Genomic DNA, 14,039 nt, shown 5'->3' on the forward strand with positions numbered 1-14,039 from the left:
CTGATAGGCAAGAATAAAACAATCAAAATTATAACGAATCCTATGAGATAAAGTGTTTCTTTCTTTTTGGTATTCAAGTGGTATTCACCTCAGTAGTTTTATTTTTCAAAGATAGGTGCACAGGCGCCTACAATTGTTGCGATACCGAAGAAATCTAATAAAGCTTCTTTAACATCTGGTCCAGCCGCTTTTGCAGCTTGTGCTGCGGCGTTCTTAACAGCGCTTTGTTTACTATGACCAAGTTTTCTTAACTGTTTATATGCTCCAGACATCTTCTTAACAAACGTTAATGTGCCCCCGGCAGCTTTTAAAGCAGACTTTACTTTTGCGATTTTAGCAGGTGTAAAATTAGTGACAAGTGCATATCCTATTGCTCCTGTACAAGCTGCATAATTACTGACACTTGCTCCGTAAGTTTGAACACCTACTTCTTGTTCATTTAAGTAGTTTTCAATTGCGGGTTTTCCTTCATTAATAACAGAGTCTGGCATGTGTTCAATAGCAGATAATGTCCTAGTTAAACCTTCCATATCTAATTCTTCATTAGTATAAAAGCTTGAGGATTCGTTTTCACTAGATATTTGTTCAACAGCATCTATATAAGTTTGACTTGTTACACTGAATAATACAGTTAAAGCAGAAAGTGAGAAAGCAACTTTTTTAAAATTCATGGTTAGGCCTCCGTTTATTAGCAAACATCCCTAACATCCCATTCCAATAATATCACTTAAATAATAACAATATATATATTTAATATTTATTCAATAAAAATTAACATAAATATATAATGTAAATATCGACTTTTAACATAAAAAATTGAAGGAGTAGTAAGAATTGTTGTCAGTTAGCAGAGAGAGCCAGCTACTTTATTAGAAATCATTATATTATAGGGCATGAACCTTTAATAGAAATGCTAAATTTTCAAACTGAAACATTATTTCTTGTTTTTTTGTAAATAATATATCAAAACGTTTGATATTGTGTAATACTAAAAAAGAAGATTAGTGTTTAGGAGATGGTATAAATGGTAGAAATTATTTCAGCAATCATCGGGGCTATTACAACATGTGTCATTACAATTTATGGTATTAATTTGCAGTTTGAAAAACAAAAGCGAGAACAAGAAGTGGCTTATAGAAATGATTTAGTCAGTATGCTAGATATTTTGGTGTTTCAAGTAGCCAAAATAAGAAATAACCAACTTACATTTGATATGTCGAATTTAAATAGACAAACGACTAATGAAATATTAAGTGAGGTTGCAGATGATTATAATGCGTATGATATGCATCTACAAAACTTGGTCTTAATGATGAGTCATCATATAGACGAATCTAATAAAGATATACAAGAAATTATGAAAATTAATCAAGATTTAGTTGATAAATATAGAAAATTTGATAAGAGTGCCAAAATATATAAAAATCAATACGATCAACCAAGCTGCGACAAAAATATAGTTGTAAGATCAAAAATCAATTTAGATGTAACTGTTGGAGAGTTCATTGATGGTATAACTAAATTTGGTTTAGAGCGATATAGTCATAAGCTTTATAGACCTGCATTGATAAAGGTATTAGATAAAAATGATGGCGATAAATATAAGAAATATAACGCAAAGAAATATGATAAAGAATAAAAACTGATAACATAAAAAATACCGTATAAAGTTTTCACTTTTTAAGTGTCTGCTTTATACGGTGTTTTTCAAAATGTTAAATCATTGCCTTTCATTTACTCTGCTTTCTTCCGCTTCTTCACCATCTTCATTATCAATGGATATGTTAATGAAAGTACTGTCATAATCGTCAACACAATACTGATCGGTGACCCGAAGAAAATATCGAACACATTATTATTGCTGGTAATTAAGCTTTTACGGAAGTTCTGTTCCATATCTGATCCGACAATAGCTGCCAAGATGAGCGGAGCCATCGGGAAGTCTAAAAGTTTTAAACCTAAACCTAATAAACCAAAGATTAATAAAATATAGAAATCTACAACACTATAACCTAAAGTGTATGTACCTAAGTAAGCTAACACTAAAATAATTGGATAAAGTACTTTAGGCGGTGTACGTAAAATCTTAAGTAACACACCTATGAGTGCGATGTTGATAATCACTAAGAAAATATTACCGATAAACATACTGTTAATAAGTGTCCAAATGGTTTCTGGTTCATTTTCAAAAAGTAAGGGACCAGGTTGTAAACCTAACATAATAACTGCACCTAAAATAACAGCGGTTGTTCCTGAACCAGGTACACCCATCGTAAGTAATGGAATCAGTGCACCGACTGAAGCAGCGTTGTTAGACGCCTCAGGTGCCGCAACCCCTTCAATCGCACCTTTACCAAAGTCTTTACCATTCTTGTTCACTTGCCGCTCAGTAGAGTAACTCAACATAGAAGCGATAGAACCACCAGCACCTGGTAAGACACCGATAACGAATCCAATTGGGCTTTGTCTTAACATAGTCCACCATGTCCGCTTCCAATCCGTCTTCGTCAACTTCATTGATCCTAATTTCGCATCAGGCGGCTTCAATGCTTCTAGATGCATATAGTTATACAGCACTTCTGCCACCGCATAGACACCGATAATCACAACTAAGAAGTTAATCCCTTCACTTAGGTGTGGAATATCGAAGGTGAAGCGGTAAACGCTTGTTTGTAAATCGACGCCGACTGTACTGACCATGAGTCCAATCGCAGTAGCGATAAAACCTTTGACCATTTTACCAATAGATAATGAGACAATCGTCGATAATGTAAATAAGAATAATACAAAGTATTCACGTGGTCCGAATTGAAGCGAGAAATCTGATAGCGGTTTGGCGAGTACAATAAACCCGACAACTGCCACAATACCACCGATGAGTGAAGCGACTGCGGAAATCGTTAAAGCTTTGCCCGCTTCCCCATTTTTAGTCATAGGATATCCATCGAAAGTAGCCGCAATCGCAGAACCATCACCTGGTGTATTCAGTAAAATAGAACTACGCGATCCCCCATACATCGCGCCATAATAAATCGCAATCATTAAAATCAAGGCACTGACAGGTTCCATACCGAATGTCACAGGAATTAACACTGCGACTGCGGTCGCTGGACCTAACCCCGGCAGCATGCCTACAATTGTCCCTAAAAATCCGCCGATTAACACCCATAATAAATTCATAGGATGAAAGGCAGTTGTGAGACCTTCTAAGAACGTATTGATATCTCCCATATTGCTCCCCCTTGTCTTATGGTAAACTCACATCTAATAATTGAGAGAAGGTATACCATGTAATCCCTGAAAATACGAGCGCCACAATGATATTTTGAAGCCAGTGTTTCACCCCATTGATTAAAAACAAGACGCCTCCTAAGAAGAGGATTGTTGAAATCAAGAAACCTAAGCGTTCAAAAATCAATGCGTAAATAATAATCATTACTACTGTTGCGCCTAAGCGTATTAAGGTTTTCTTTTGAAGTAACAAGTCTAGAATTTCAAAATGCTCATGTCTTTTTTTATATTCTTGGAAGAAATAAATTACACTCATCACAATCAATAACACTGAAATGAGTAGCGGAAAGTACATTGGACTGTTTGGATCACCAATGCGTGAACGTTGTACATTCAGCGTTAAAACTAAATAGATGATGCCTAATAAAGTAAGTAAAATAGGCGGCATTAAACGAGCCATACAATTCCCCCTTAGAAACCAGCATCTTTAATCAGCTGATCATATTTTTTGCGTTGCTCTTTTAAGAATTTTTCAGATTCAGCACTATCTTTGTAGAAGTTATCCCAATCATTGTTTTTACGTAATTCTTGCCATTGTTTAGAATGTACGACTTTACGCATGGTCTTATCCCAATAAGCACGTTCTTCTTTTGTCATATCTTTCGTCCCCATGACACCGCGCCAATGAGGGAACACCATATCGACACCTTGTTCTTGCCAAGTCGGCACATCCTTAATGCCTTCAAGTCGTTCATCAGATGACACTGCTAACATTTTCAGTTTATGTACTTGATGTTGCTCTTTAACTTCTGATACTGCTGTAGAAGCGACATCTACATGACCGCCAAGTAGGGCAGTTTGTAAATCTCCGCCACTCTTATACACTAAGAAATCAAGTTTATCGACATCTACACCGTATTGTTTCGCTGCTTGTACGAATGCAAGGTGGTCGTTATTTCCTAAACCAGGTGCGACACCGATTGTCAGTGATTTCGGATCTTTCTTGAGCTTTTCCATCACTTCTTTACCAGAGTTCAAATTAGATTTATTTGATGCGGTTAAACTAATCCATTCAGTTGCCAGAATCGCAATAGGAGTGAAGTCATCATCTCCAAGGTCACTTAACCCTAATTCTTTATTAGACAGTAATAGACTTGAGTTAATGGCGATTGTATTTGGTGAACGTGATTTTAAGTATTGCCAACCGACTTCACCGCCGCCTCCAGGCTTATTCACAACTGTAATGTTTTGATTTGTCAGCTTTTCATCTAACATGACTTTCTGAATTGCGCGTGCAGTGGTGTCCCAGCCACCGCCTGGTGAAGCGGGTGCTATAATCTCAACAGTTTCATCAGGAAACGTATTGGATTTTGCGGTTTTCTTATCATCAGATTTACCGCAGCTCGCTAAAATAACTGTCATGGCTAACACGAAGTACCCCAATCTTCGCATAAAAATCCCCCTTTGTTTAAAAATATTCAATTTTACGATAATTTATCACAATTTTCAAAATTTAACAATGATTGTTAGATGTAATTATTATATAAATAACTAAGGGTATAAATTATAAAATATATATTGGAATCTGTGAAAATAAATGAAAACTTGAGGTTATCATCTTTAAGTGTCTGTAAGGCTGATATTAAATTCTCAAAATGTTTCGTAATAAAAATTAAATAATGATGTAAATGTTTTTAATGATGAATTGTGATTATGTTCTGTTTATGGTTTAATGAAACAAACGCTTATATGAAACAAGCGGGAAGGGGATTATTAATTTCACATGAAAACCAGGAAAGAAAAACATAGAAATATAGTTTATTTCACTTCGGTAGGGATTATCCTGCTGGCGACTTTAGTTGCGGGCATTTTCCCGAAACTATTCGGAAAATATGCGCAGAGTACGTATGATGTCATCGCAGGGGCATTTGGATGGCTCTTCTTAGTCATTATTGTCGTACTGGATATTTTCTTAATCGCATTAGCCGTTTCACGATACGGCCGCTTCAAACTCGGCGCAGATGACTCTGAACCAGAATTCTCATTCATGTCTTGGATTGGGATGTTATTCTCAGCAGGACTTGGTGTTGGGATTGTCTTCTGGGGTGTAGCAGAACCGCTGACACACTTCTTACATGCGCCGTTCCCAGGTGTTAAAGATCAATCTGCAGAATCTGCACGTTTAGCTATGGGTTATACCTTCTTCCACTGGGGCATCTCACAATGGTCTATCTTCGCAATGGCAGGTTTAACAGTAGCGTACTTCCAATTCCGTAAGAAACGTAACGGATTAATTTCTACAGCTATGGAACCGGTCTTTGGCGAGGCTTATCCAAGACCTTTACGTAACTTGATTGATATTCTCGCAATTATCGCGACAGTGATGGGGATTGCGACATCTATCGGTTTAGGTATTATGCAAATCAGTGGTGGATTAAATCATGTCTTTGATGTACCGAATACAAATGTGACTAAAGTTGCGATTACAGTCATTATGGTATGTATCTTCTTAGGATCAGCACTTACAGGTTTAAACCGAGGTGTTAAATGGTTGAGTAATATCAATATCGGACTTGGGGCAATCTTATTGATATTTATCTTAATCTTTGGTGATTTAAAATTCGTGTTAGAATCTTATACACTTGCGATTTCAGATTACTTAACACACTTTATTCAATATAGTTTACGTATCAATCCATACACAGGTGATAACAGTTGGGTTCAACAATGGACAGTCTTCTACTGGGCATGGGTCATTGCTTGGTCACCATTTATCGGTGGTTTCGTTGCCCGTGTATCACGTGGACGTACAATTCGTGAATTCGTCATTGGTGTATTAATCATTCCACCATTAATTTCATTCACTTGGATTGCTGGATTTGGTGGTACGGCATTAAAAATTGCATTAACACAAAATACAGGTATCGAGAAAATTGTGGATAAAGACTACTCAGTCGCATTATTCGAGTTGTTGAAACAATTCCCAATTTCAGATATCACAAGTATTCTAGCCATTGCCTTAATCTTTATCTTTATTGTGACAAGTGCTGACTCTACAACACACATTGTCGCAAGTATGGCGACAGGCGGGGTTGATAACCCTAACGTAAAAGATAAAGTTATTTGGGGCTTATTAATCGGTGCGATTTCAGTCACAATGACTATCGCAGGTGGTTTAACAAGTTTACAAACTGCTTCACTTGTGACAGGCTTACCATTCTCTATCATCCTAGTGTTGATGATCTTTGCGATTATGGGTGCCTTACGTCGAGAACCGACAAAACACTTCCAGATGTCATATATTGATGACGAAAAAGACTTCTCTATTCCATTAGAGAAACGTGAGAAAGAAATTCAAAAAGAACAAGAAGCGCAAGAACAAGCGCGACAAGAAGAACAAGAGAACCAACATAAAGAAGATTAAAATATCGAGATAAAGTGATAGCCGCTTCGCACGATGGGTGTGTGAAGCGGCTATTATTTATTGTATAATTTAAATAACTATTACATATGATAATTAAAAGAGCATTCACATAATCAGAAAGAAGTGTATGCTTAATCAGGTGAAAGGAATTAGAGAAAGAGAGAAGTACAACAATGATTAAAACGTTAAAAATCATCGCTTTTATTTTTTCAATTAGTTATTTAACCCTATTTATTACCAAGTTTGTTTACCAACCCATTTTAAGTGAAAAGATTGAAGGTTTCGCAGCACTAATTATTATTACACTGCTACTGGTAATTGCGGTAAGTGAGAAATTAAGTAAAAAAGACAAAGCATAAAACGTTTCGCGACATCACGAGGCGTTTTATGCTTTGTGTTTATTCCGATAGTGACTGATCCCATAAGTAATTAATATCACCCATAATAAAATATCAAAAGGATGAAGTAATGCCTGAAGGACAGACTTATGTTCAATAAAAATACTATCAAGTATCTTAAAGATTTGAAGTAGAATCATCGCAATAATGACATAATACAAAGGCTTTCGCTTAACTGTACAGTAAATAATGAAGCTTAAGACAACTATGGGAATAAGGATAACGCTCAATGTATAAATCATATGTTATGCATACCTTTCTTTATCTAAACGTATAAATAGCGTCGTATTTGATTTATGAATACAATCACATACTCAGATATTTAACTTAGACACATACTGTCATCTTCATAAAAATATTTGTAAAAATTGCAAGTACATTTACATGTAAGTGCATTGAATTTGGTTATAAAAATAAAGAATTTTATTATGTCATAATGTAAAGTAGATTGAGCCATAATATAATAAATGCATGAGAAAGTTGAATAGATGGTGGCAAATCTAATTTAAAGGAGGTGATGCCTATGGTATCGCTGAATTTAGAAAGGAAATGCTTTATGAGTGTATTTGAAGCTATAAGTATAATGATTGCGTTCTGTGATTTGCAGTTCACAATTCTAGTATTTATCTTTTTGTACATTTCTAATAGAAAAAAATAAACCATCTACAAACTTTGACAAGTCAGATGGTTTATTTTTTAACCTTCAATGTGTCACCGTCTTTTAACGGGCTCAAAGAGTCGTGTGATAGCACGGCTCTTTTTTTAATACACTTATATTATCGCACAACACGCATAAGAAGTACAACTGAAATAGTATTGCTACTGGCATTTGGTGAATTTATACTAAATCTAGTCTCTACTATTACGAAATTTGTTGAAAAAAGAGATAAAAAATAAGCCATCTTTCTGCTTTGACTAAGGAAATGGCTTATTTTAAAAATTTTCTATGTCACCGTCTTTTAACGGGCTCAAAGAGTGTACTAGCACGATTATTTTATAACATAAATTTATTATAAAAACAATAATAAACAGTGTGTAACAACTATTTCTAGCTAAACATTTCACAATCTTGTGACAAATAAAGAAATGTGGTTCAATTAAGAAAACGCTTTCATAAAGTTGTCACATCTTGAACTACAGGGAGAGAGATAGAAAAAGGGGGATTGTGAAATGATTACGTTTATTATTTCTATCATTTTACTAATTATTGGTTATTTCACTTATGGAAAGTACATTGATAAGATGTTTGGACCGAAAACAGGGAGACCGACACCAGCACATCATCAACGAGATAATGTTGACTTTGTACCGATGAAGACATCGTCTAACTCGTTAATTCAATTACTGAATATTGCTGGGGTAGGTCCAATCTTCGGACCAATTATGGGGGCATTGTATGGACCGGTCGCATTTTTATGGATTGTTTTAGGATGTATTTTCGCAGGAGCCGTTCATGATTATTTAACAGGTATGATTTCTATTCGAAACAAAGGGGCTCATCTACCTGAACTTGCGAGTAAATTCTTAGGGAAGGTCATGAAGCACTTCGTTAATATCTTCTCGATTTTATTGTTGCTGCTTACGGGAACAGTATTCGTGACGAGTCCAGCGTTATTGCTTCATAACATGATGGACGGTCGTATTGCGTTAGGTATTATTATCTTCGTTATTTTTGTTTACTACATTCTTTCAACGATTTTGCCGATTGATAAAATTATTGGACGTGTTTATCCAGTCTTTGGAGCGTTATTGTTAATCAGTGCGGTCGCAATGGGCTTTCGTTTAATTCAAACAGGCGCACCGATTCCAGAGTTAAGTTTAAAAAATATGCACCCTGACGGCGCACCGATTTTCCCACTGTTATTCTTTACGATTACATGTGGCGCATTATCAGGTTTCCATGCGACACAAACACCGATTATTTCACGTACTGCGAACAATGAAAAGAATGGCCGCTTTATCTTCTATGGCATGATGGTTGCAGAAGGGGTTATCGCGATGATCTGGGCAGCAGCAGGTATGAGTTTATTTAATGGTTATCAAGGCTTGCAAGGAGTGCTTGCGAAAGGGGAAGCAGCACTTGTTGTGAGTGAGGCATCTCACTTATTGCTTGGTTCTGTTTTAGGTACAATTGCGGTGTTAGGTGTGATTGTCTTACCTATCACAAGTGGTGATACATCATTTAGAAGTGCACGTATGATTATTGCGGATTACTTGAATGTCAATCAACGTTCTCTAGTTAAACGTATTATCGTTGCAGCACCGCTGTGTATTATCAGTTTCGGCTTAACACAAATTGATTTCACAATTCTATGGCGCTACTTCTCATGGGCAAACCAAACAACAGCAGTGGTTGCATTATGGGTCGGCGCAATGTATCTGTTGCTAGCTAAGAAGAACTTCTGGGTAGCAGCTGTACCAGCGACATTCATGACTTGGAATATCTTTGTCTATATCTTAAGTCAGAAGATTGGTTTCGGTTTAAATTTAACGCTTAGCTATTATTTAGGTGCTGTATTAACATTAATTTGGATTGCTTATTTCATTTATCAATACAAGAAAGTGACAGCAGGTGTGAAATTTGAGTTAGATCATCCAATCGTGTCACAGCGAGATGCGGCAGTCTAACAAGGTGTCTTAAATAGATTAGTTCAACCCGTACTCTTCGAAGGTGCGGGTTTTTAAGTTGTACTAAAATAATGTATTCACTTTAGACACTTAAGCAATATTTATATACATTTAGGAAATTTTAAACGCCATTGCATTACCTTATGGTAGAGTGATGAACGTAAGGAAGGTGACTTAAAATGGCACAGTATAAAGAGACAGTTCCCTACCAAAAAGAACGTGTGATGAATGGTTATGTATTATTGTTATTTAGTATCATAATTATCATGAATCGTTTACTTACTTATGCATTAACAGAAGATCTTAAACAAACCTTACTGTCTTATTTCTTTTTCATTCAAATAATGTGTTTAGTTACATATACCGCAATTTTGTTTAGGTTGAAGGATAAGAAAGAAATACGAGGGTTATGGTAATATTTATCTTTTTGTACATTTCTAATAGAAAAAATAAACCATCTACAAACTTTGACAAGTCAGATGGTTTATTTTTTAACCTTCAATGTGTCACTGTCTTTGAAACGGTCTCTAAAGCATCGTGTACCAGCACGGTGTTTTTATTTTCATCTATATTATGACACAATTTAAATATAGACATAAAAAAAGATGGGTACTGAATACCCATCGTGTTTTGAATAATTATTGGTGGACAGTTTCTTTAAAGTTTTCTAAACGGCGTTCTTTTTCCTCATCACTGAGATTGTGTTTCGCTACATAGCGATTACGTTCGTGCTCTGCACATTCTTTACAGCAAGCACCTAAATAACGGTGTTCGTTTTCTTCTGAAACTAAGATTTGTTTATTACATTCAGGGTTACTGCAGTTGATATAACGTTCGCATGGTGTACCATCGAACCATTCTTTGCCAATCACTGTTTTTTCTACTTGGTTAACGTCTACACTGATACGTTCATCGAAGACGTACATTTTACCGTCCCATAATTCACCTTGTGTTTCAGGGTCTTTACCGTACGTTGCGATACCGCCTTCTAATTGTGCAACATCTTCAAAGCCTTCTTTAAGTAAGAAGCCTGAGAATTTTTCACAACGGATACCGCCGGTACAATAAGTGACAATTTTCTTATCCATGAACATATCTTTATTGTCTCTGATCCATTGCGGTAAATCACGGAAACGTGTAATGTTTGGACGAACTGCGCCACGGAAATGACCTAAATCAAACTCATAGTCATTACGTGCGTCTAAGACGATAGTGTCTTCATCATCTAATGCTTCTCTGAATTCTTTAGGTGATAAATATTTACCTGTTGTCTCACGTGGATCAATATCATGTTCTAAATCAAGTGCTACGATTTCATGTCTTGGACGTACATGCATTTTCTTAAATGCATGACCTTCTGCTTCATCAATCTTGAATGTGATATCTTTGAAGCGTTCATCTGCACGCATATGTGCAATATAAGCGTCTGTGTCTTCTTTTGTTCCTGATAACGTACCATTAATCCCTTCAGTAGAGACTAAAATACGGCCTTTTAAATTGTGTGCTTTACAGAACTCTAAGTGTTCTGCCGCATACGTTTCTGGGTCATCTATAGTGACATATTTATAATATAACAATACTCTATAATCCATATTATGATACTCCTCAATCTTTCTATCTATTTCTCATTATAAAGGAAAAAGCTAAAACCTAAATGATGCATTAGACCTATTTTTTTACCGATAAGCATTATTTTCCACTGTAATAGCTTAACAAATCATTGTAAATATGCAATAAGTTTGTTTATAAACTTAATATTGAATGCACTAAAATAGGGTGAATAAAGCAAGAATTCTCATATACAAAGTCCTTGGAAGCTAAGTTACATTTGTTTTTCACACAAACGGGTATAATAACTATATATAGAACTTTAAATGAGGTGAGATACTTGGCAGAGATTAAACATGGCAACAATAAATTTTATGTTGGTGATGAAACGAAACCAGATGCAGAAATGGATTATACAATGAACGACGATGTGATGACGATTACGCATACAGGTGTAGATCCAAGCTTACGTGGACAAGGTGTAGGTAATCAATTAGTCCATGCCGGTTTAGAGTATGCGAAAGAAAATAACTTAAAAATTGATGCACAATGCTGGTTCGCAAAAGCATTTATTGAAAATACAGATGACAAAGATATTTTGGTAAATAAATAATAATGAGTGTATAAAAGAGGCGCGTTAGTCTGAGGACTAGCGCGCTTGTTTTATGTGTTAAAGATGTGTTTTGTATAACGGAAATAGACCCACACGATTACACATCCCGCAAAGATGATTTCAATCATCGCAAGGATTCCAAGCATTTCCTGGGAAATACCAGGGAGGTCTAATTGTGTATAAAGATGATACGTTGAGGCAGCAGTAACAGCCCACGGGAAAGTCAGTGCAGCATATGCGGGTTTGAATCGTTTCTCAATGATTTGAGGCAAGAAGATAACTGAGAACACAAATAGAAATTGCGCAATGACGAATTAAAACAGAATATAGCTGACTGATAAACTTTCAGTATAAGATAGATATGCATTTAAACATAAGGACGCAGGTGCACTAATAATGACTGCCATCGGTAATTGATCTTTCGGATAATAATGCCACATTCTTTCAAGTAAAATAAACGCTAAAAGAATCCAGAATAAGACTGAACTGAAATCTATCGCAAAGATACCGATTTTAGCGTAAAACGATGAAGCCGTCTCACCAATCACGCCGATACCGACAAACATTACAAACCAACTCGTATTTGGATATGTGCGGTGCTTTATAATGAAATAAAGGATAAACCAAATCATTAAAATAATATGTAGCAATACAGCACCTATCCAGAAACTTGTGAGTATTAGGTTATCAATATGGAATTGTGATTTTAAAATTGAAGCGAGTGTCATGAAACCCATAGGTAATGCAGGCATAATCGCAAAAGTATTACTGTCCTTTAATTCTAAGCCTAATGCTTTCGGAAAGCGTATCAACTTAATAAAAAATAAAACCAAGCAAATACTACCTAGAGTAGTTGCTAATAAACCTAGCCAAGCTAAGTGGATTTGAAATAAAATGTGACTAAAAGTAAATGTACCTAAAGCTAAACCGCAAATCGCGGCAGGTACGTTTTGAATCATGGATTTAAACATATATGTAGCCTGCCTATTCTCTCTCTTTGTATGTTCAAAGTATAGCACTGCTTATATGATTAAGAAACAGAGTGAAATGTAGATGATTTGAAAAGATAACAAAATAGAGAGAACCTTTTGAGTCCTCTCTATTGAGATTAATGTCCTTGCCCTTGTGGTTGTTGCGCAGGTTGGGCTGGTTTTTGTTGTTGAACAGGTTGTGGCTCTGGTTGCGGTTTCGATTGTGCTTGTTGGGGTTGTGGTTTTGATTCTGGATGTGATCCGCCACCTTCGCCAGGTTTATATTCTTTTGTTTCTTCTTTTTCTTGTTTAGGTTCAGGTTTTTCTTCAGGTTGAGGTGCTTGATAGATATGTACAGTTGATTGTTGGACCTCATGATGTACTTGTTCCTCTACCACAGGTTCTTCTGGCGCTTCTTGCTTATGTTCTTTTTTCTCTTTTTTCTCAGTTTTCTTCTCTTTTTGTTTTTCTTTATTTTCATAGTATTTCGCAGCATCTACTTGATCGCTGCTGTGATGCTTATATTTATCATAAGCAATCATTCCAGTGACAATGACAGCTGTCACAAGCAATGCAGTGACAACGACTGATAGAATACGTTTGATAGCTTGAAACATGATGTTGGCTCCCTATATCTATAGTTTTATCTTGGTGCTTGATGTATATCTTCATTCTAAGTTTATAGAATTGCCTTACGCTTTTCCACTCTTTTTATATTAAATGAACGTTACAATATTAAAATGAATAGAGATTAAGTAGATATTTGTCATTGTTAAATCATTCGTTGTGTTTAGAAAGAGAAGTTAGTGGTATAACTTTTATACCAACTTATTTGAAAGTGAGGAGATAGTATGGCAGAGATTAAACACGGACACAATAAATTCTATGTAGGCGATTCAGAAGAAAATTCAGATGCAGAAATGACATATGTACCGACAGGCAAAGATAAAATTATTATCGATTATACAGGTGTAGATGAAAGTTTACGTGGACAAGGTATTGCGAAGCAGTTAGTTGAAGCGGGTGTGAATTATGCACGAGAAAATGATATTAAAATTTTAGCCACTTGCCCATTCGCTAAACAAGTATTAGAAGAGACACCGGAGTATCATGACGTCTTACTAAAAGGTTAGTCTTAGGTATGTCTTAAAACTCCTGTAATGACAAGGGTTAGTGTGTTTGAGGTAAGTGTAAAGAAGCGCTGAGATATGACATCCCAGCGCTTC

At 35.8% G+C, this 14,039-nt stretch carries 15 protein-coding genes; 7 read left to right on the top strand and 8 right to left on the bottom strand.

Features of this window, described 5'->3' with window-relative positions:
- Positions 1-98: 98 nt before the first annotated feature.
- Positions 99-671, bottom strand: a complete 573-nt coding sequence (locus tag KRR19_RS07475; protein WP_216733567.1) for a hypothetical protein — start codon at positions 669-671, stop codon at positions 99-101.
- A 353-nt stretch (positions 672-1,024) separates the two neighbouring features.
- On the opposite strand from KRR19_RS07475, the gene KRR19_RS07480 reads away from it, so the two are divergent.
- Positions 1,025-1,639 (top strand): hypothetical protein, encoded by a 615-nt coding sequence (locus KRR19_RS07480; RefSeq protein WP_002480149.1) that lies wholly within the window; start codon positions 1,025-1,027, stop codon positions 1,637-1,639.
- A 95-nt stretch (positions 1,640-1,734) separates the two neighbouring features.
- On the opposite strand, the gene KRR19_RS07485 is transcribed toward KRR19_RS07480, so the two are convergent.
- The 3 genes from KRR19_RS07485 to KRR19_RS07495 are packed head-to-tail and all read right to left on the bottom strand — an operon-like array spanning position 1,735 to position 4,683.
- Entirely contained in the window at positions 1,735-3,231 is a 1,497-nt protein-coding gene (locus KRR19_RS07485) for a tripartite tricarboxylate transporter permease (protein ID WP_002480148.1), read from the bottom strand.
- A gap of 16 nt (positions 3,232-3,247) precedes the next feature.
- Positions 3,248-3,691, bottom strand: a complete 444-nt coding sequence (locus tag KRR19_RS07490; RefSeq protein ID WP_002480147.1) for a tripartite tricarboxylate transporter TctB family protein — start codon at positions 3,689-3,691, stop codon at positions 3,248-3,250.
- Between the two features lie 11 nt (positions 3,692-3,702).
- Entirely contained in the window at positions 3,703-4,683 is a 981-nt protein-coding gene (locus KRR19_RS07495; RefSeq protein WP_002480146.1) for a tripartite tricarboxylate transporter substrate binding protein, read from the bottom strand.
- Between the two features lie 331 nt (positions 4,684-5,014).
- Between KRR19_RS07495 and KRR19_RS07500 the strand changes: the two genes are divergently transcribed.
- The 4 genes from KRR19_RS07500 to KRR19_RS07515 all read left to right on the top strand — a co-directional run bounded on the left by KRR19_RS07500 (position 5,015) and on the right by KRR19_RS07515 (position 10,097).
- Positions 5,015-6,655: a BCCT family transporter gene (locus KRR19_RS07500; protein ID WP_002480145.1), complete on the top strand. Its 1,641-nt coding sequence runs from the start codon at positions 5,015-5,017 to the stop codon at positions 6,653-6,655.
- Positions 6,656-6,828: 173 nt separating this feature from the next.
- Positions 6,829-7,014, top strand: coding sequence for a hypothetical protein (locus tag KRR19_RS07505; protein ID WP_002480144.1), 186 nt, complete (start codon positions 6,829-6,831; stop codon positions 7,012-7,014).
- A gap of 1,209 nt (positions 7,015-8,223) precedes the next feature.
- A complete protein-coding gene (locus tag KRR19_RS07510; RefSeq protein WP_216733568.1) occupies positions 8,224-9,681 on the top strand; it encodes a carbon starvation CstA family protein in 1,458 nt (485 codons plus the stop codon).
- Positions 9,682-9,860: 179 nt separating this feature from the next.
- Positions 9,861-10,097 carry a hypothetical protein gene (locus KRR19_RS07515; RefSeq protein ID WP_002480142.1) on the top strand — a complete coding sequence of 79 codons (237 nt, stop codon included), beginning with the start codon at positions 9,861-9,863 and terminating at the stop codon, positions 10,095-10,097.
- A 222-nt stretch (positions 10,098-10,319) separates the two neighbouring features.
- On the opposite strand, the gene trhO is transcribed toward KRR19_RS07515, so the two are convergent.
- The gene (trhO, locus tag KRR19_RS07520) at positions 10,320-11,273 is read right to left on the bottom strand and encodes an oxygen-dependent tRNA uridine(34) hydroxylase TrhO (protein ID WP_002480141.1); all 954 of its coding nucleotides are present in this window, start codon (positions 11,271-11,273) and stop codon (positions 10,320-10,322) included.
- A 287-nt stretch (positions 11,274-11,560) separates the two neighbouring features.
- Between trhO and KRR19_RS07525 the strand changes: the two genes are divergently transcribed.
- Complete coding sequence (locus KRR19_RS07525; protein ID WP_372510741.1) at positions 11,561-11,842, top strand: GNAT family N-acetyltransferase; 282 nt, start codon at positions 11,561-11,563, stop codon at positions 11,840-11,842.
- A gap of 50 nt (positions 11,843-11,892) precedes the next feature.
- Here KRR19_RS07525 and KRR19_RS12355 read toward each other — a convergent pair whose 3' ends face one another.
- The 3 genes from KRR19_RS12355 to KRR19_RS07540 all read right to left on the bottom strand — a co-directional run bounded on the left by KRR19_RS12355 (position 11,893) and on the right by KRR19_RS07540 (position 13,430).
- Positions 11,893-12,114 carry a TDT family transporter gene (locus tag KRR19_RS12355; protein ID WP_216733569.1) on the bottom strand — a complete coding sequence of 74 codons (222 nt, stop codon included), beginning with the start codon at positions 12,112-12,114 and terminating at the stop codon, positions 11,893-11,895.
- A 42-nt stretch (positions 12,115-12,156) separates the two neighbouring features.
- A complete protein-coding gene (locus KRR19_RS07535) occupies positions 12,157-12,813 on the bottom strand; it encodes an SLAC1 family transporter (RefSeq protein ID WP_216733570.1) in 657 nt (218 codons plus the stop codon).
- A gap of 137 nt (positions 12,814-12,950) precedes the next feature.
- The gene (locus KRR19_RS07540; protein ID WP_002480138.1) at positions 12,951-13,430 is read right to left on the bottom strand and encodes a hypothetical protein; all 480 of its coding nucleotides are present in this window, start codon (positions 13,428-13,430) and stop codon (positions 12,951-12,953) included.
- A 234-nt stretch (positions 13,431-13,664) separates the two neighbouring features.
- On the opposite strand from KRR19_RS07540, the gene KRR19_RS07545 reads away from it, so the two are divergent.
- On the top strand, positions 13,665-13,946 hold the full coding sequence (locus tag KRR19_RS07545) for a GNAT family N-acetyltransferase (RefSeq protein ID WP_002480137.1): 282 nt from the start codon (positions 13,665-13,667) through the stop codon (positions 13,944-13,946).
- The last annotated feature ends 93 nt before the right edge of the window (positions 13,947-14,039 follow it).

This window comes from Staphylococcus sp. CWZ226, from assembly GCF_018986355.1.
GTDB classification, from domain to species: domain Bacteria; phylum Bacillota; class Bacilli; order Staphylococcales; family Staphylococcaceae; genus Staphylococcus; species Staphylococcus simulans.

Bases quoted from the DNA above. Each gene is read 5' to 3' on its own strand.
- KRR19_RS07475 (WP_216733567.1), bottom strand. From the start codon at position 671: ATGAATTTTAAAAAAGTTGCTTTCTCACTTTCTGCTTTAACTGTATTA.
- KRR19_RS07480 (WP_002480149.1), top strand. From the start codon at position 1,025: ATGGTAGAAATTATTTCAGCAATCATCGGGGCTATTACAACATGTGTC.
- KRR19_RS07485 (WP_002480148.1), bottom strand. From the start codon at position 3,231: ATGGGAGATATCAATACGTTCTTAGAAGGTCTCACAACTGCCTTTCAT.
- KRR19_RS07490 (WP_002480147.1), bottom strand. From the start codon at position 3,691: ATGGCTCGTTTAATGCCGCCTATTTTACTTACTTTATTAGGCATCATC.
- KRR19_RS07495 (WP_002480146.1), bottom strand. From the start codon at position 4,683: ATGCGAAGATTGGGGTACTTCGTGTTAGCCATGACAGTTATTTTAGCG.
- KRR19_RS07500 (WP_002480145.1), top strand. From the start codon at position 5,015: ATGAAAACCAGGAAAGAAAAACATAGAAATATAGTTTATTTCACTTCG.
- KRR19_RS07505 (WP_002480144.1), top strand. From the start codon at position 6,829: ATGATTAAAACGTTAAAAATCATCGCTTTTATTTTTTCAATTAGTTAT.
- KRR19_RS07510 (WP_216733568.1), top strand. From the start codon at position 8,224: ATGATTACGTTTATTATTTCTATCATTTTACTAATTATTGGTTATTTC.
- KRR19_RS07515 (WP_002480142.1), top strand. From the start codon at position 9,861: ATGGCACAGTATAAAGAGACAGTTCCCTACCAAAAAGAACGTGTGATG.
- trhO (WP_002480141.1), bottom strand. From the start codon at position 11,273: ATGGATTATAGAGTATTGTTATATTATAAATATGTCACTATAGATGAC.
- KRR19_RS07535 (WP_216733570.1), bottom strand. From the start codon at position 12,813: ATGTTTAAATCCATGATTCAAAACGTACCTGCCGCGATTTGCGGTTTA.
- KRR19_RS07540 (WP_002480138.1), bottom strand. From the start codon at position 13,430: ATGTTTCAAGCTATCAAACGTATTCTATCAGTCGTTGTCACTGCATTG.
- KRR19_RS07545 (WP_002480137.1), top strand. From the start codon at position 13,665: ATGGCAGAGATTAAACACGGACACAATAAATTCTATGTAGGCGATTCA.